The 17968-nt window shown below is 41.0% G+C and carries 13 protein-coding genes; 6 read left to right on the forward strand and 7 right to left on the reverse strand.

Annotated features, from left to right (window positions below; all coding sequences use genetic code 11):
- Positions 1-84: 84 nt before the first annotated feature.
- Complete coding sequence (locus ACX3PZ_RS03495) at positions 85-1095, forward strand: quinone-dependent dihydroorotate dehydrogenase (protein ID WP_459083162.1); 1011 nt, start codon at positions 85-87, stop codon at positions 1093-1095.
- On the opposite strand, the gene ACX3PZ_RS03500 is transcribed toward ACX3PZ_RS03495, so the two are convergent.
- Positions 1088-2332, reverse strand: a complete 1245-nt coding sequence (locus tag ACX3PZ_RS03500) for a DUF445 domain-containing protein (protein ID WP_459083164.1) — start codon at positions 2330-2332, stop codon at positions 1088-1090. The genes ACX3PZ_RS03495 and ACX3PZ_RS03500 overlap by 8 nt on opposite strands.
- 75 nt (positions 2333-2407) lie before the next feature.
- Here ACX3PZ_RS03500 and msrB point away from each other — a divergent pair, with 75 nt between their 5' ends.
- Together msrB and ACX3PZ_RS03510 are read left to right on the forward strand one after the other, a co-directional pair.
- Positions 2408-2947, forward strand: coding sequence for a peptide-methionine (R)-S-oxide reductase MsrB (gene msrB, locus ACX3PZ_RS03505; RefSeq protein ID WP_459083166.1), 540 nt, complete (start codon positions 2408-2410; stop codon positions 2945-2947).
- Positions 2948-3062: 115 nt separating this feature from the next.
- A complete protein-coding gene (locus tag ACX3PZ_RS03510) occupies positions 3063-3827 on the forward strand; it encodes a murein L,D-transpeptidase catalytic domain family protein (protein WP_459083168.1) in 765 nt (254 codons plus the stop codon).
- Between the two features lie 95 nt (positions 3828-3922).
- Here ACX3PZ_RS03510 and ACX3PZ_RS03515 read toward each other — a convergent pair whose 3' ends face one another.
- From ACX3PZ_RS03515 to ACX3PZ_RS03525, 3 genes are all read right to left on the reverse strand, one after another.
- Positions 3923-6574 carry a TonB-dependent receptor domain-containing protein gene (locus tag ACX3PZ_RS03515; RefSeq protein WP_459111967.1) on the reverse strand — a complete coding sequence of 884 codons (2652 nt, stop codon included), beginning with the start codon at positions 6572-6574 and terminating at the stop codon, positions 3923-3925.
- A 652-nt stretch (positions 6575-7226) separates the two neighbouring features.
- Positions 7227-7910 carry a C40 family peptidase gene (locus tag ACX3PZ_RS03520; RefSeq protein ID WP_459083172.1) on the reverse strand — a complete coding sequence of 228 codons (684 nt, stop codon included), beginning with the start codon at positions 7908-7910 and terminating at the stop codon, positions 7227-7229.
- Positions 7911-8477: 567 nt separating this feature from the next.
- Positions 8478-10676: a glutamine synthetase III family protein gene (locus ACX3PZ_RS03525; protein WP_459083174.1), complete on the reverse strand. Its 2199-nt coding sequence runs from the start codon at positions 10674-10676 to the stop codon at positions 8478-8480.
- Between the two features lie 340 nt (positions 10677-11016).
- Here ACX3PZ_RS03525 and ACX3PZ_RS03530 point away from each other — a divergent pair, with 340 nt between their 5' ends.
- Positions 11017-12696 carry a DUF6909 family protein gene (locus ACX3PZ_RS03530; protein ID WP_459083175.1) on the forward strand — a complete coding sequence of 560 codons (1680 nt, stop codon included), beginning with the start codon at positions 11017-11019 and terminating at the stop codon, positions 12694-12696.
- Positions 12697-12749: 53 nt separating this feature from the next.
- Here the strand turns inward: ACX3PZ_RS03530 and ACX3PZ_RS03535 are convergent, their stop codons facing one another.
- Positions 12750-14141 carry an aspartate kinase gene (locus tag ACX3PZ_RS03535; protein WP_459111968.1) on the reverse strand — a complete coding sequence of 464 codons (1392 nt, stop codon included), beginning with the start codon at positions 14139-14141 and terminating at the stop codon, positions 12750-12752.
- Between the two features lie 149 nt (positions 14142-14290).
- Between ACX3PZ_RS03535 and ACX3PZ_RS03540 the strand changes: the two genes are divergently transcribed.
- Together ACX3PZ_RS03540 and ACX3PZ_RS03545 are read left to right on the forward strand one after the other, a co-directional pair.
- Positions 14291-16135 carry a M1 family metallopeptidase gene (locus ACX3PZ_RS03540; protein WP_459083177.1) on the forward strand — a complete coding sequence of 615 codons (1845 nt, stop codon included), beginning with the start codon at positions 14291-14293 and terminating at the stop codon, positions 16133-16135.
- A 32-nt stretch (positions 16136-16167) separates the two neighbouring features.
- Positions 16168-16935, forward strand: a complete 768-nt coding sequence (locus ACX3PZ_RS03545) for a type III pantothenate kinase (RefSeq protein ID WP_459083178.1) — start codon at positions 16168-16170, stop codon at positions 16933-16935.
- A gap of 1 nt (position 16936) precedes the next feature.
- Here the strand turns inward: ACX3PZ_RS03545 and ACX3PZ_RS03550 are convergent, their stop codons facing one another.
- Positions 16937-17395 (reverse strand): nucleoside deaminase, encoded by a 459-nt coding sequence (locus tag ACX3PZ_RS03550; RefSeq protein WP_459083179.1) that lies wholly within the window; start codon positions 17393-17395, stop codon positions 16937-16939.
- 64 nt (positions 17396-17459) lie between these two features.
- The gene (locus tag ACX3PZ_RS03555; RefSeq protein WP_459083180.1) at positions 17460-17930 is read right to left on the reverse strand and encodes a DUF6702 family protein; all 471 of its coding nucleotides are present in this window, start codon (positions 17928-17930) and stop codon (positions 17460-17462) included.
- Positions 17931-17968 lie beyond the last annotated feature (38 nt).

Consider the following 17968-nt stretch of genomic DNA (forward strand, 5'->3'; position numbering starts at 1 on the left):
TAAGGTTTTGCAAAAGAGAAATTCCTAGATTATAGGGTCAGACTATAGAAAAAGCTTTAAATTTGTCGTATCCATCTTTTTACTATGTACAAAACTATTTTACGTCCGCTTCTATTTAAGTTAGATCCTGAAAAAGCTCACCATCTGACGTTCTGGATGCTTCGGAATTTCGGGTTCCTGGCTCCCTGGTTTTTACGCAAACCCTTAGAGGATTCCAAACTTGAACGAGAGGTTTTTGGATTGAAGTTTAAAAATCCAGTGGGTCTTGCAGCGGGATTAGACAAAGATGCGAAACTTTATAAGCAGCTAGGAGCCCTTGGATTTGGATTTGTAGAAATTGGAACCTTGACACCTAAGGCGCAAAGTGGCAATGAAAGGAAGAGGCTCTTTCGGTTGGTGGAAGATTCCGGTATTATTAACCGAATGGGGTTTAACAACGAAGGTGTAGATAAAGCGGTTGAGAGGTTGAAGTCGAATACGGGTGTGTTAATAGGCGGAAATATTGGAAAAAATAAATTAACGCCGAACGAAAAGGCAAGTGCCGACTATAAACTTGCTTTTGACGCTTTGTTTGAGGTCGTGGATTATTTTGTCGTCAATGTAAGTTCGCCGAATACTCCAAACCTTAGAGCACTTCAAGATAGAGGTCCTTTGACAGAGTTGTTAAATGAATTGCAGAAGCAAAACAATACCAAAACCAAATCAAAGCCGATTCTTTTAAAGATCGCCCCCGATTTGTCCGAAGACCAATTGCTAGACATCATTCAAATTGTTAAAGAAACAGGTATTTCTGGGGTGATTGCTACCAATACAACTCTTTCGCGTCAGAATTTAATTTCTGTCAATCAAAAAGAGTCGGGAGGGTTATCGGGAAAACCCCTAAAGGAAAGATCCACCGAAGTCATTCGTTTTCTTCATGAGAAGAGTGAGGGAGCGTTTCCTATTATAGGTGTCGGTGGAATTCACTCAGCGACTGATGCACTTGAGAAACTGGAGGCAGGTGCTTCCCTTGTTCAACTGTATACGGGCTTTATTTACGAAGGGCCACAGCTGATCACAGAGATTAACAAAGCCCTTTTGAAACAGGCTAAATGAAAAAATTAGCAATCGTATAGAGGATTAGTCCCACGAGTCCTCCCACGAGAGTTCCATTCACACGAATAAATTGAAGGTCCTTTCCGACTTCCAATTCTAATTTTTCACTAAGCATTTGTCCGTCCCAGTTTTCCACTGTGCTCGAGATTAAATCGCTAACTCGGTGCGTGTTTCGTAAAAAATATCGATAGGCTGTAAGTCGAACCCATTTGTCAATTTTAGTTTTTAAGTTCGGGTCCTCAGTAAGATCCACGGCTAAGTTATGGATGGATTTTTGAAGATAGGCCTTTAGTGGAGAATCACTTTGAGCGAGTTCCTTTAAAAGAAGGGTTTTTATGGAATGCCAAATATCCTTTGCGTAGCTCTGTACCCTTTCTTCCGTGAGAAAATAGGATTTCATCGAATGGATTTTCTCGTTCCATTCTTCTTTCGTTTTTAAGTCCAGTGACAATTCCTTTATTTTTTCTGTCAGAACTGATCGAACAGGATGAGATAAATCCGATTCAATTTCTTCAAAGTACGAGACAATTCCTTTTGAAATCTTATCTGCAATGGCTTTGTCTACAAAATTGGGAATAATCGAATAACTCTGTCTTTTCACACGCTCTCTAATTTCCTCCTCGTTTTCAAGAATGTACGTTTTGATGTGAGAAGCGATCGAGCTTACTAGAAGTTGGTGTTGATCTTTTTCGACCAAATATTCCATCGTACTGCCTAGTGCGGAGGCTAAATTAAGATTTTCTGTAAGTTCGTTTGTTTTTTGAACTAGGAAGGATTCTATGGAATGGTCTTCCAGTTTTGAAATAAGATCTTGTATAATAATAGACCCCTCGGAGATTAAAAGTTGCTGGTTGCTGGGTTTTAGAAGCCAAGTGCCTAGGTATTCCGATAGGTTTAGCTTTGAAATGTAAGGGCGAATCGTCTCCGCAGATAAAAAATTGCCGACGACGAACGAACCTAAGTTGTCTCCGATTTGGTCTTTTTTGTTTTGAATCAAGTTTGTATGCGGAATTTTCAGCCCTAAAGGATAATGGAATAGGGCACTGACCGCAAACCAGTCCGCAAGTGCGCCTACCATTGCCGCTTCTGAAAATGCATGCAGATATCCTATCCAATGCGAATCAGACTGCTTTTGTATGGCGGTGGTCACCATAAAAATAGCCGCCATTAAAACAAAGAGTCCCGTTGCAAATAGCTTATGATTTCGTAATTGTCTTCTTTTTTGTGTTTCTGTCATTTAGTATTATTTCACTAATTTTGAACTAAATAAATAAGTTTTAATAGGCTCTTTAGGCCTTAAGAAACTGATCAAATGAAAAAAATTCTATTAATATTGGGAGGTATACTACTTCTGCAAGCGTGCTCGCAGAGTTATTCTCCTATTAAGTCCAACGTTATGCAAGATTCTACATCAAAAAACAATCCATACTTTTCTCCTAATGACTCTACAGCAGTAAGCAAAAGCAATGAGGAGTGGAAAGAAGTGCTCGCACCTGAGCTCTATTATATTGCACGAGAAAAAGGAACCGAGCGTCCTTTTAGTGGCAAATACAATGAATTCGACCAGCACGGCGATTATTATTGTGCGGTTTGTGGTAACCATTTGTTTAGGAGCGACCAAAAATTTGCTTCCACTTGTGGCTGGCCTAGTTTCTTTGAGGCCGATAAGAACGGAGTCTCTTACATGAGAGATTCTACCCACGGAATGGAAAGGATTGAGGTTCTTTGCAAAAAATGCAGTTCGCACCTTGGACACGTTTTTAACGACGGTCCCAAACCTACGGGTGTTCGTTACTGTATGAATTCGGTGAGTCTTACTTTTGTAGCTGACACGCAAAAAGAGGCAGAATAATAAGGATCAGAGCTGTTAACATTGTTATAAATTTCTGTTAAAGTGTTTCATAATAACGTTCTGATTGTTATGATTTTATAAATTTGCAATCGCAATTCTATTTAACATAATATTTATGACAAAGAAAATACTGCTCTCTCTGGTTTCCGTTTTGGCCTTAAGTACGTCTTACAAATCGTCAGACTCAGCTAAATCAGTCAGCACGAAGGAAGCTAAATCAGATACTTCTGCATACGTGGCCTTACCTGAAGTGAATGTAGAGAAGAGTTCATTGTCCCAGATCGTATTGAGTTCATACAACCGACTTGATTTTTCAAAAGCGAACGAACTAAGTTTTGAGGTGTTTGAAAAAGCAATGACGGGATTCGAAAATCTCAAAAAAGCAGGGGAAATTAAGGAAGAGACCGTTTTATTGACCGTTTTGGATTTTTCCAAATCTTCGAATGAAAAACGTCTGTGGGTGATTAACACCAAAACGGGGGCGATCCTGTTTAATGCATTAGTTGCTCATGGGAAAAACACCGGGGAGGAATTTGCTCAGAACTTCTCGAATACCGAAAGTTCCCTTCAAAGCAGCCTTGGCTTCTATCGTACGGATTTAACCTATCAAGGGGGTAATGGATACTCTTTAAAATTGCACGGGCTCGACAAGGGATATAACGACGCTGCATTTCGTCGGGCTATTGTGATGCACGGTGCAAACTATGTAAACGAAAATTTCGCAAAACAGCATAAGCGTATCGGGCGAAGCTGGGGATGTCCCGCTGTTTCTACTGAATTAGCGAAACCTATTATTAATACCATTAAGGACGGAAGTGTTTTGTTTATATACTATCCGGATCAATCCTACTTGAATGAAACTAGATGGCTTAAAAGCTAAGAGCTCTGAACATCGAAAACAAAATGAACCTGATTCTTGAGAGAGTCAGGTTCATTTTGTTTTAGAGTGGAATGCAGTCTATTCCAGTATTTAAATTAGAATTTCACATCAATTCCAATGTAAAAATTAGCAGGCATGATTGGCGCGTAGATCATGCCGCCATCGAAATAGTTTCCAAAAGGATTCTGTGCATCTATAATGGCAAGGTCTTGCGTATACGACGTCAAGTTTTCACCCCCAAGATAAACTCGGAATTTTGAGGAGAAATCTCGAGCGATCTGTGCGTTTAGTGTACCGTATGACGGGGAGTAAGAGGCAAGCCTAAATTCCGCTGGGTTTTGCTCCGTAAGAGGTAGTCTTTGTTTTCCAACATAATTAAGGGTTGTGTCAAAACTCCAAAAGGCACCCTTGTCATTTTTTGTTGTAGCATAGGCAATATTGAGGAAACCTCGGTGCTTCGCCATAAATGGAGCTTGCTTTTCGCCACTGTGGTACTCTGCCTTTACATCGTAAAATTTGTAGGCTAGGCGAACGTCTAAGTTTCTTACTGGACTTAGGTCAAATTGAGTTTGAAAACTGTTCGCGTACGATTTATTCTTAAGATTGTAGAAAAGAATTTTATGTGTGGATTCGTCCAAATCTAAAATGACCTGGTTTTGGAAATCGGTACGGAAAAAATCGACAAGTACTGCGGCACTGCGACCAAATAGTTTTAGCTGTTGGTTAAAGCTAACACCATAATTCCAGGCGATTTCGGGATCTAAGCCATACAGATCGTCTCTTGTTTTTTCCACTTCAATTTGACGGTTCGAAGCAAGGTAAGCTTGACTTTCTGCAAAAATATTGGCAGTTCTAAAGCCTCTTCCTGCGGAAAGCCGAAGGGTAGTAGAAGGCGAAAGATCGTAACGGAAATTTAGACGCGGGGTGAATTGTGTTCCGGCTAGATTATGGAAATCCGCTCTTGCCCCTGCCACTAAAGCATAGTTAAGTCCAGTTAGAGTGTATTCAAAAAACACACCTGGGACCGTTTCTGTCCTTTCGATTGGGTCCTCTCGATATATTTCATCAAATCGGTCGTAAAGGAAGCTTACCCCCGTTTTGTACTTATGGTTTGTGTTTCCAATAATGCTTTCAAAGACCAAGTTAGAGTAGAAGGTTTGTTGCTCTCCTAAGTAATTTCGAAGCCCAAAGAAACTATCCTGCTGATGGTAGGTGTATTGGTTCATCAAGCCAAGGCTTTGATAGGGTTTTCCTTTGAAGATGTATCCTGTTTTATTCCATACTTGAAATCTTGAGATATCAATGCCTACACCGTAAGCACTTTGCTCTGAGGCGGCCTTGTGTTTATCAAAGAGGGTCTGTCCACCGTAACGGGAGTCACGAACCAAGTTAATTCCAAAGTGGCTTCCCCATCCAGAGTGGTCCAGATCATTGTAATTTAGGAGATACGCTAAGTTCATTTGTTCTCCTGTCGGTTGGTCCAAAAACCCATCTTGGTTGTGGTCTTCTTGCCCAAGGGTTGCATTTCCATGAAGAAGGATGCTTTGGTTCCAATGCTCATTCAAACTTGAGGTATGCGTAAGGTTCATCTCGGTTCTTGCATTTTGATCGACAAACAAATTGAGCTGGGTCTCATTTTCCCCTGAATATTTACGCAGCTCCGTGTTAATTTGGCCTGTAATACTTTCATAGCCACTCGTCACGGTACTTCCCCCTTTGGTGAGTTGAATTCCTCCTATCCACCTTCCAGGGATGAAATTAAGGCCGTATGCAGTGGCTAGACCGCGGATCTCCGGCAAGAGTTCCTTTGTAAGGGCGGTGTATTTTTGGTCAAGTCCTAGCATTTTAAGCTGCTTGGTTCCGGTCACTGCATTGCTATAGGACACATCGACTGTTGCATTCGTTTCAAAGCTTTCTGCCAGATTGCAGCAGGCTGCTTTTAGAAGTTCTTTCTCTCCAATGTTGAAAACAAGGCCTGCGCTCTTTTTGTCTAGTGCGGTCGCCGCTTTGGTCTTTAAAAGAGAAACCGTTTCTAAGTTTGTTTCTCGACCTTCTGGAGTAGTGGTATCAGACTCGTCCTTGTCAAAATGAACAAGCTCGCTAATTTGCCCTAATGGAAGATCACGGTCATACAAACAGCAATCCGGTAAATTTTTATACGCCTTATCCTCTGCTGTAAAAAGTTCATTGTCATGCCCAACCATTGCGATTTCTTTGAGAATGGTTTCGGCCGAGGTTCTCGACTCGTCAAATTCAAGCGTTAGTTTCTGCGTTAAGGGTGTCCATTTTGCCTCCGTGGCTCCCGCTTTTTTCGCGGTCGATTCGATACGCAATTGACAGGATTCACAGTTTCCCCTTACAAAATATTCGTTTGAATGCTTGTGGTTAGTAGAATCTGCATCTAAGAAAGAAGGCTCACGTGCATACAGACAGCAGGCGGGAAGATTTTGATAGGCCGCTTCCGATGCTTGCATATATTGATTGTCATGTCCTGCCTCTGCAATCTTCGTGAAAATAGCGGGTATGGAGGTCTTTTGTGAATCGTACTGCACGGAAAGAGTCTGAGTGCTAAGGTCCCATGCCGCAACCGTCGCACCTGCCTCTTTCGCGCTTGATTCAATTCGCTCTTTGCAGAGCTCACAATTTCCTTTGACTAAGGCGCTATGTTCATGAGTTGTTTGCGCCTGAAAACTACTGCTGATAAGTAGTATGCTTAAAAATAGGAAGTATTTTATAGTAAATTTCATTAGAATAGTTCGTTGTATAATTTAAAGTTCATCCTTCCGGAGGTCTTAAAAAGTTCATCAAAAATGGAACTTTCAGGACTTAAGAAAGTCTTGCAGCTGGAATGCAGTAGACTCCTTACCTGGGATAGGATAAATTTGGGGTGCAATAAAGGGGGAGAAAGTGGAAAGGAGCGTGCGTCCTACGTCCAATAAAGGGTTTAGCCTATTTTAGGAGGTTGCCATATGTCCTTGCTGCTATCTAGCACGAAAGAAGATATGTAACTAAAAGTACTTGTTCTGAATTTTCGAGCCGAACAAAGACTCGTGTCTGAGAAGCTCGAGTTGAGTAGGGGTGTCCCGACATGCAGACACAAACCGCAGTGCTGCGCACAGTGCGAGTCGCAATTCTGATCAGAAGATGGATTTGAACGGTCTGAGCCCGAATCCGTTTGTTGCATGGGATTATGGCATGGATCTGTGCTTTGGGTCTCGCAGCAATTGAGCGCCATGATTTGAGCGGAAAAATTTTGCTGTGGAAGTAAAAGAACTCCCAAGGATAAAAGGATTAAAAAAAGCTTGAGTTTGCGTTTCATTGCAAATGCAAAATTATGAAATACTTCTTAGGGCAAAAAAATAAACCGCTAGAAATTTTCTAGCGGTTGATATTTTTCAATTAATTAATCTTACTATTATTCTGTGCTAAGTTTTGCGCATCCATAAAGCCGTCGTTTATAACGCGTTTGGCGAATCTGAATTTTGGACCCCAATAACGATCGCTAAGCGGGGAAATCATTACGCCTCTAGAGGTTGCCGCATGAATGAAGTGAATCTCTCCGTTGCTATCCACATCGTGAACAATTCCTACATGAGAAATTCTGCCTCCTCGTGAGAAGAATACTAAATCTCCTTTGCGGATGTCTTCTTTTGCGATTTGTTCTCCTTCTTTTGCTTGGGAAGCGGCTACTCTTGGTAAGTTAAGTCCCATAGTGGCTCCAAACACAGAAAGGACGAAAGCGCTGCAGTCAATTCCGTTTCTTGTGTTGCCACCATAACGGTAAGGGACTCCAAGATACGATTCTGCTTCGGCTAAGAGTCCGTCCATTTTTTTCTCAAACTGAATGGTCTTCTCAATTTCCGCCGCTTTATTGGCAGTTTCGACAGAGGCAAGTGCCATGTCGATTTGTTGAGAAGGGGTTAAATCTTTCTTTAAAAAGTTGAGAGTCTTAGGACTTACAGCTGCCAGTTTGGCATCTGTTTTGTATAATATGGGTTGAGTAACAACGTAGTTCGAAACGCAAGATTGTAATGTGAATACAGAAGTAATTACAGTCACATAAAATAGAACTCTTTTCTTCATATATATTTGATTATCTGTGTTATAGATATTATTTACTTTGATTTTGACTAGACAAATGTAGATAATAGAGCCAAAAGATGCTGTTTTTCAAAATTAAAAACACTCTTTTTTAACACATTTTAACATTATCATCCGATATGTTAAAGGAAGACGGTCCGCAATCCCTTTATTTAGGGGTTGCGGCTTTTTGTTTTGTTAAGGTTTATTAACATTTATTGTTTTGGTCTATTTATTATATAAATCTATACTATAATTCCGTAAAAGTGGAGAGGTCGAAGTGCTCTATATTTGTCATGTTGTAAGGTCTGTCTTGTAACTCACTTTGAATCTTATAATTTGTACTTTTTGAAACCTAACCTTAAGTGTAAGTTGGCAAAGAAAAGTGTTGAGGGTCAATGATTTTATGAATTGCTTTGCTCTCTTAATTTATTTCCTTTGTAGAAAATAATACAACCTTAATAGAACAAGATAACGAGGGGACAAGAAGAAAACAAGAAGAGCGCAAATCCAAGGGGATTCCCTGGGTTTGCGCTCTTCTTTGAATTAAGCTTTCGTAGCCGCTTTTTTCTATCTTGTAAATAGAAGTTCGCGGTACTTTGTCATTGGCCAAAGTTCATCGTCTACAAGCATTTCCAGCGTATCGCATGCCTCTCGAATTTTATCAAATCGGGGTCTTACATCGTCGCAGTATGTTTCGGCTTGCTTCTGTCCGTGCTCCTTTTCGGCTTTGTCTTTTGCTTTCAAGAGTTCATCTACCCCCACTTTGATTTGAGATACATTATGGGAAATGCTGCGAATTAAATCCATTTGCTCTTTAGCAAGCGTTTGAAATTCTTTATCTGTGAAAATTTCTTTTAGGCCTTTTACATTGTCTATCAATCGGTTTTGATAAGAAAGAGCGGCAGGCACAATGTGATTTCTTGCAATGTCTGAAAGTACTTTGGCTTCAATGTCAATCTCAGTTGCGTATTTCTCTAATTTGATTTCGTTACGAGCTTCAAATTCTCTATGATTATAGATTCCGAGTCCTTCATAGAGTTGAATGAATTTCTCGTCAAGTTCACTTTTTAAGGCTTCGGGAGTGGTTCTAAGGTTGTTGAGGCCTCTTTTTTTAGCTTCTTTGGGCCAGTCATCAGAATATCCATCCCCTTCAAACATAATTTGTTTGCAGTCCTTTATGTATTCTCTTAAGACGTTAAACAATGCTTCGTCTTTCTTTAGTTTTTTGTCTGCAATTAATCCATCTACTTGCACCTTAAACTCTTTCAATTGTTGAGCTACAATTGCGTTAAGTACGGTCATCGGTTCTGCGCAGTTGGCTGAGGAACCTACGGCTCGGAATTCGAATTTATTTCCTGTGAATGCAAAGGGAGATGTTCGGTTACGATCCGTATTGTCCAAAAGGATTTCTGGAATCTTACCTACCACGTTTAATTTAAGTTCCGTTTTTTCTTCAGGGGAAAGTTTTCCGTCGGTTACCTTCTCAAGCTCTTCAAGGACACCAAATAGCTGGGTGCCTATAAAGGCCGATATAATTGCAGGTGGAGCTTCGTTTGCCCCGAGGCGGTGATCGTTGCTTGCGGTGGCAATTGAGGCGCGAAGTAAATCTGCATATTCGTGTACCGCTTTAAGGGTATTGACAAAGAAGGTAAGGAACTGAAGGTTTTTCTTGGGGTTTTTACCTGGACTTAATAAATTCTCTCCTGTATCCGTTGCCAGTGACCAGTTGTTATGCTTTCCGCTTCCGTTTACTCCTTGAAAAGGTTTCTCATGAAATAAAATATGAAAGTGGTGTTTGTGTGCCACTCTGGCCATGATGTCCATTAGTAAGGAGTTGTGATCGACCGCTACATTCGTTTCTTCAAACATGGGCGCAAGCTCAAACTGGTTGGGAGCAACTTCGTTATGACGAGTCGTGACCGGGATTCCAAGTTTCATGCATTCGATTTCCAATTCTTTCATGAAGTTCATGACTCGCGTTGGAATCGATCCGAAATAATGGTCGTCTAATTGTTGGCCTTTGGCCGGGGAATGTCCTAGCAGCGTACGACCTGTAAAGATTAGATCGGGTCTTGATTGGTAAAGAGCGCTGTCAATTAGAAAATATTCTTGTTCCCAACCTAAGGTAGGGGTTACTTTGGTGATGTTTTTGTCAAAATAAGCTTTGCAAACTTCGGTCGCAGCATCGTCTACGGCGGATAACGCTCTTAAAAGTGGCGTTTTATAATCTAATGTTTCTCCCGTATACGAAATGAAAATGGAAGGGATGCAAAGGGTTGTACCCATGATGAAGGCAGGAGACGTCGGGTCCCACGCAGTGTATCCACGGGCTTCAAACGTATTTCGAATTCCTCCATTAGGAAACGAGGAGGCGTCAGGTTCCTGTTGGATAAGCATGGCTCCGCTAAAGCGTTCAATGGCTCGGTCGCTTTCGAAAGGGGTGAAGAAGCTGTCATGTTTTTCCGCAGTGGTTCCCGTTAGAGGTTGAAACCAGTGTGTGTAATGGGTTGCTCCTTTCGAAAGAGCCCAATCTTTCATGGCAACCGCAATTTGATCCGCAATTAATCGAGGGGTTTTCGTTCCTTTTTTAATGGCGTCTTGGATAAAGGTGAAAGCTTCTTTTGTTAAATAACTACGCATGGTCTCTTCCGAGAATACGTTTTCACAAAAGAGTTCTGATAATTTTTTAGGAACTTCGATCGCGTTGTTTTTTCTGTAATCGCGAAAGGGAAGTTGCGACAGGGCGTTGAATCTTAGTGTTGGCATAGTGATCTGTTTAGACTGCAAATTTAAATAAAAAATCAATTCAAAATAAAAAAATGGAAAAAAACAGGGGGTCTGATTTGAAAATAATAGTATTTGTGCATTTGCACCTGCTGTATTTAGGGGTTAGTGTGTTTAATTCTGAATTTTCGTGAGAGGTCTATTTTTCCCAGCATGTCTTTTTATGACCCGAATCCAAGTGGATCACCTGTCTACTTAGACGTGATTATTGGCGAACGGAACTCATTTCATAGGATGAACTCATAAATTCACAAAAGATTAATTTAATTTTCATTAACTTTGTGCGTCATTAATTGTAAATTTAACAATCTAAATATAATTTATGGCGACCAATTTAAAAGCACGCGAAACGACAGAAGCAATTGAAAGGCTGTATGTCACGATGCGTCACTTATTCTATAGAGGTTTCTTCAAGCCGGGCGGCATTTCGGGAGAAACAATTCGAAACCTTTTAATGACTATTTCACCTGAGATCTATGGATCGATGGGCATCAAAAACAAAGTAGAACTAGACGGTTTGCTTTATGTTCTTGATCGATTGCCAGCAGGAATTGAAGAAACGGCATTTGTTCATTTGACTTCAGACGAAGGATTTGAGAAGGGAAGCTTCGAGCTGATCGTTCCTAAGAAAAGGAGACGGAATTGCTACCGTATTGATTCTCATCAAATGAATATTGAAGTCCTTTTAGGACGCTCTGAGATTTACGACATCTTAACTCACTTAACCTTCTTATATATAGAGGCGGATAAAATTCGAGAAATAGCTTATCATCAAGGAGAGAACTATGCTCCTACAAGAACCTGGCGAATTATTGAACAGGTGGCAATGGGGGAAAAGAAATTAAGTCGAAAAGAAAAGGAAGTGGCATTAATTCACTTGTCTTCACTTTTAGGAAGAACCTTTGAAGAGGTCCTTCAGGCCTACCATAATTTTGGAGACGACCAGAATCCCGATCGCCTTTTCAAAATCATTTACCATTTAGGAAACAATTCCTTAAATGATTTGAAAGGGATTAGAGATCGTGAAATATTCTTTAGTGCTATTCTAAGAGAACGGGTGGGTCACCACCTTTTCGGAGAACGTTGGGCCAATCAATTAAAAGAAGAACTCGTGAGCAGAGGACTTCAAATGAAACCACTCCACATCATCTCAGCGAATATGCACTCCGTTAAAAATATGCTGTTTGCCGAGAATGCTTTAGGGTTAAAACCCTCGTCGAATGAGGTAGATTATACTCTTTACGAGGAAATTAGCAACAAGAAGCCTTTACAAGAAAAGATTTTAACTTATTCTGAGAAGCACGGCCTAACCTACGTGAAAGATCACAGCGGAAGTAATATTGATGTTCAAATAATTGACCTCTCGAAAGTGAACCTTAAGAATTCACCTTTTGGTTCCTTAGGATTTAAGGGAGACGATGTGGTACTCGTGTTTGACTATGCATTTGGGGAACAGGCCTTTGAAGTGATGGATGAGTTGTTAAGACCATATCAGTCGAATGAAGAGGTCTATACAATGAAAGTGAAGTCCATTTCCATTATGGGGAAAGCGGGGATTTTAACCGGAAAAAAAGGAGATATCATGATCCCGAACTCGCATATTTTTGAAGGAACTGCCGACAATTATGTGTTTGAGAATGCACTGAAATTAGATGATTTTAAAGACGATGAAATTAAGGCTTACGAAGGCTCAATGCTTACCGTACTAGGAACTTCTCTTCAGAACAAAGATATCCTTTCTTACTTTATGAATTCTACATGGAACACTGTAGGATTAGAAATGGAAGGAGCGCACTACCACAAAGCGATCCAGGTTGCCTCAAAGATTAGACACCATATTTCACCCGATTTGTTTGTTTGTTACGGCTATTACGCCTCAGACAACCCCCTTGAAACGGGAAGTACTCTATCCTCCGGAGGACTAGGGCTCACCGGGGTGAAACCCACCTATATGATTACAAGACGAATAATTGAAAAAATTCTTTTGTCTTCCCGATCGTAAGATAAACTGTGTATTCGTACTAAAGGTCGCCCAGTAGGCGACCTTTAGTCGTTTTACGACTGTGGGCCGCAAAGAGCCTGGTTTAGTGCCTGAATGGCTTTGTTGTAATGCTCACGTTTAATAATGAATTGCAAGTTTACTTGCATAAGCGATTGTCCGTAACATTCAATGTTAATCTGGTTTTCATAAAAAGCTTTCGCAGCTCGATATAAAAATCCAGGTCCTTTAATGTTCGTGCCCATAGCACACACAATGGCCGCGTCAATGGTCGAGACGCGATAGAATGTTTTTGTGAGCTCTTCAATGAGTTTATGGGCCTCGGCTTGATCCCATACCACCATTGTAATTGAGTTCGCATTGGTGGATTTGAATACGTAACTTACTCCGTGTTTTTGGAAATAACTCATAATACGGGCATCGAAACCGACTTCGTTCACCATAAGTGGATCGTGGATTTCAACGGCAATCATCTGGGTGGATCCCGAGACTATTTCTACGCGAGCCTCCTTCGAGATGTAATCTTTTGAGATCAGAGTTCCCTCGTGAAGCGGCTCAAACGTGTTTTTAATTCGGATGTTAATTCCTGCAAGTTCAAGGGGTTTTGCTGCTTTTGGGTGGATTGCCTCCATCCCTATGTCTGCCAATTGGTCCGCCACGATGTAATTGGTTTGCCCCACAGGAGCACAATTCTCCACCCCAACAATGGCCGGGTCTGCGCTAGACAGATGGTATTCTTTGTAAATTATGGCTTCGTGCGCCTTTAATTCCACGGCAATTTTGCTAAAGGTAACCTCTGAATATCCACGGTCAAAAGCTCTCATAATACCTTCGGTACCTTTGGTATAACCTGTACAAATACAGACTGTCTTCGCGAGATCAAGGTCTTCAAATTCACGCTTAATTCTTTGGTCAATGGTGAGCGATTCATTGTCATTGAAACCACATAAATCGATGTATTTTGCATTAAAACCTTTGCTTTGCACGATATTGACTGAATTCCATGCAGAATGAGCTTCTCCAATGGAGGCGAGAATTTCTCTGGCTGCAAGTCGAATGTCGGTTGGGTTTACATACCCTGAGGCCATTACTTGACTCAAACTCAAAAGCATGGTTTTGGCCTGCTCGATCCGGAGCGTAATAAACTGCGCTGCCTTTACGGAGTCCAGGCCTAAGGGAACGTATTTTTCATTGATTTCTAAAAGTCTCCCTAGCAGTTCGTCTAAAGCCTCGCTGTAATTTTTGTTCTCAACGAAACGGCTGTAAACTCCCTTTTCTCCTGTTTTTTTGTGCTCCAAGAGCCAGTTTGTCACATGGCTATACGCGGAAACCACAAACACTCTTTCGTAAGGGGCTTTTCTGCTTGCACTGGTTCGAAGGATAATGTTTTTTAGGACGTCTTCAAATTGACTCATGGAGGTGCCTCCAATTTTCTCTACTGTGACCATGGATTTTGATTCTGCATGCAAAACTAGTAAAGTTTCAGATTGAAATTATGCAAAATCGTAAAAAGTATGCATCCAATCCCTGACTTTAGCCTACCTAGATTTTGAAATTTGCTAAATTTCCGTAACTTTCCCTCAAATTTAAGTGTTTCATGGAAAAAACGATGTTTCTAGCGCTAGGTCTTTTAAGCGCTTTTTTATTTGGTCAAAAAGAGCAGTACTATCAGCAGCACGCGAAGTACAAAATGGAAATTGATGTGGATGCGGCTCATTTTACGTACAAAGGGAAGCAAACTCTTACCTATACAAACAATTCTCCAGACGAATTAAAAGTAGTCTATTTTCATCTGTATTGGAACGCCTTTAAACCGGGTTCCATGATGGATCAAAACGTTTCGAATCAAGGTGTGAATGGCGACAGCCGTTTGCAAGTAGGCGGCGTTTCTCGCCTCGCTAGTATTCCTACAGAAGAGGAAGGTGTTCAAAACATTCGCTCTATTCAACAGAACGGTGCCGACTTACGTTTTGAGATCCAAGAAACGATCATGAAAGTAGTTTTAAACGAACCGATAAAACCGAATTCTTCTACAGTATTCACCCTAGATTGGGATGCGGTGGTTCCCTACCAAATCCGTCGTGCCGGTAGAAACAATAGAGAAGGCATTGACATGACCATGACCCAATGGTATCCGAAGATTGCAGAGTACGATTACGATGGCTGGGCGACGTTTGATTATATCGGACGTGAATTTCATGCTCCCTTCAGTGATTACGATGTGACGATTAAAATTGACAAAGACTATGTACTTGGTGCAGGCGGGGTACTTCAAAACCCTGGAGAAGTGAAAGGATACCAAGACAATGCAGAGATAAAAACAGATAAAGGAGGCAAGGCAACTTGGCGCTGGAAAGCAAACAATATTCTTGATTTTGCTTGGGCTGCAGACCGGGACTACACCGTGGAGAGTTTTACAGTTTTAGATGGACCTAAAGTTTATTACGTTTATCAGAAAAACGAAAAAACAGCCTTTTGGGAACAAAGTAAGCCCCTTATTACCAAGTATTTTCAAATCATGAATGCCGATTACGGTCGTTATGCCTATCCAACCTATTCGTTTATCCAAGGAGGTGACGGAGGTATGGAGTACGGAATGGCCACGATGGTCTTAGGAGAACATAGAACCCTTGAACGATTAGTGGGACTGATGGTTCACGAAGGTTCACATATGTGGTTTCAACAAATGCTTGCAAGCAATGAAAGCACAAAACCTTGGATGGACGAAGGGTTTACAAGCTATGCTTCCACCAAAGTAATGAGCCAACTTTTTCCTCCTGCGACGCCTGAAAGCAATCCTTTTGTAGGAACCTTGAGAAGCTATGCGAATTTCACGAAGACAGGAAAAGAAGAGCCTGCTTCTTGGTTAGGGGATCATCACGATGATGGAAGAGCTTATAGTGTGGCAAGTTATACGAAAGGAGAAACCTTCCTTGTTCAACTGGGCTATATCGTAGGGGAGAAAAATCTTTCTCTCATCATGAAAGAATATTTCACTCAATGGAGTTTAAAGCATCCTTCCGATCGGGATTTCATGCATATCGCTCAGAAAATATCAGGCATGGATCTAAAATGGTTTTACCACTATTGGATTAATACGGTAAAAACAATTGACTATGCGATTAAAAATGTGGAGTTTTCTGAGGGAGCTACGAAAATCACTTTAGCGAATGAAGGAGGGGTTCCCATGCCGATTGATTTTAGTGTTCTTACAGCAGATCAAAAGATTGTGAATTACCAAATACCTCTGAACATGACAAGAGAATGGAAGAAAGCGGATTTGTACGGATCCTTCACAACTCTGCATTATTGGCCTTGGACTCAAAAAGAGTATACCTTCGTAATTCCTTACGGGAAAGAGCAAATTAAAGCACTTGGAATTGATTTTTCTGGCCGATTGGCAGACGTTGATTTAGAAGATAACTATAGAGAAGTGCAGTAATTTCAATTTGGACACTAGACTAGAAATTAAAGATGAATGCGATTGTAGTCAATATCGGGAATACCAATATTCGCTTTGGTCTCTTTAGGGACGATGAGTGTCAAAGTTCATGGATTATTAACACGAAACCTTATCGGACTCGGGATGAGCTTTATGTACAGTTTCTTATGCTGTATCAGAGTTATTCCGTGAAGATAGAAGACATCGATCTTCTGGTCATCGGGTCTGTGGTCCCTCAACAGACCCATGATATTGTTCGGGCTTTAGAAAAAATTCATTACATCAAGAATTTAAAGGCTGTTTTGGTCGATCGAAATACACCCTCGGGCGTGCGTGCGAAGAGTAAGCAAATGGGTACGGATATCTATGCCAACCTTGTGGCAGCGCACAACCTATATCCTGGGCGAAAGAAAATCATCTTAGATTTTGGAACCGCCCTTACGGCAAGTTGCGTGGATGAAAATGGGGAAACCTTGGGCGTAATTATAGCCCCAGGGATTATTACAGCATTAAACTCGTTAGTGGGTCAAACGGCTCAACTTCCGGAGATTGAACTCGTAAAGCCAAAAACTGTACTTGGACTGGATACCGTCTCTTGCATGCAGAGCGGAATGGTCTATGGATATTTAGGGATGGTGGAAGGATTTATTGACCGTATTAATGAAGAAGTAAAGGATACCTGCATGGTGATTGCCACGGGAGGTGTATCCCATGTGTACAAACCGCTGACGACAAAAATTGACATAGGTGATCGTCTCCATACTCTGAAAGGACTTTATTATTTAGGAAAAGACAAGTAGGTCATTTTCTTTTCGATTGAAAAAATTCTAAAAGAAGTGATCTGCACTCGTCTTCAAGAACTCCTGTGATTACTTTGGTTTTCGGATGAAGCTTTAGGTTGTGCTTTTGATAGCCGCGCTCCGGATCGGGGGCTCCAATCACCACATTTGAAATTTGACTCCAATTTAGGGCTCCAGCGCACATAACGCAAGGTTCTAAAGTGACATAGAGTGTACAGTCGAGTAGATACTTGCCGCCAAGATAATTGGCTGCACTTGTGATCGCCTGCATTTCCGCATGTGCCGTTACGTCATTTAGCGTTTGGGTTAAGTTGTGACTCCGCGCTAGGATTCTATCTTTGGCCACTACGATGCAGCCCACAGGCACCTCGTCCCTTTCAAAGGCTGCCTTGGCTTCGTTTAGCGCGAGGCGCATGTAATATTCAGCACTAAATTCCATAGGGATTTTTTCTTTGCTCATTTCCGAAAATAGAAAAAGGCTTAACGAGATCGTACAGCCTTTTATGTTCGTTGGAATTTTAGAGTTAAAATTCTACCTGATTGGTTTCTCTTCCTCTCGTAAAATTCATTGTTTTTTGTTGCCCTTTGTATGCGACGTTCACTACATTAAATTGTTTAGGGTAGGTCTCAAGTAAGATCGAATTTCGAATTTTTAATTGTTTGATTTCACTTACACCCTTCGCTTCAAAATAAACCCAAACGGACTCTCCATTCACTTGGCTGCCCGTAAAGGTTAGTGTTTTTGCACTTCCGTTGACGTGGACATCTACATTTTTATTGACATAGCGCTTAACCTCCGCTTCAAACCCTGCTGTTTCTGGCCTAATTTTAATGGCGCTTGAAATGTGCTCCGTGTTTAATTTGGTGGTAAACTTAAGTGTTTTACTACCCTCGACATAATCTACTTTGGTCATCGAGGAGTAAAAGTCTGCATTTGTGGAGCTTGTCATTAAGAAGAAGCCCAAAAGTGCAAATATGTATAATTTAATATTCATTATAGTTTAAATCTAATTGCAAATATAAGATTTATGAT

Source organism: Chryseobacterium sp. A321 (assembly GCF_054489265.1).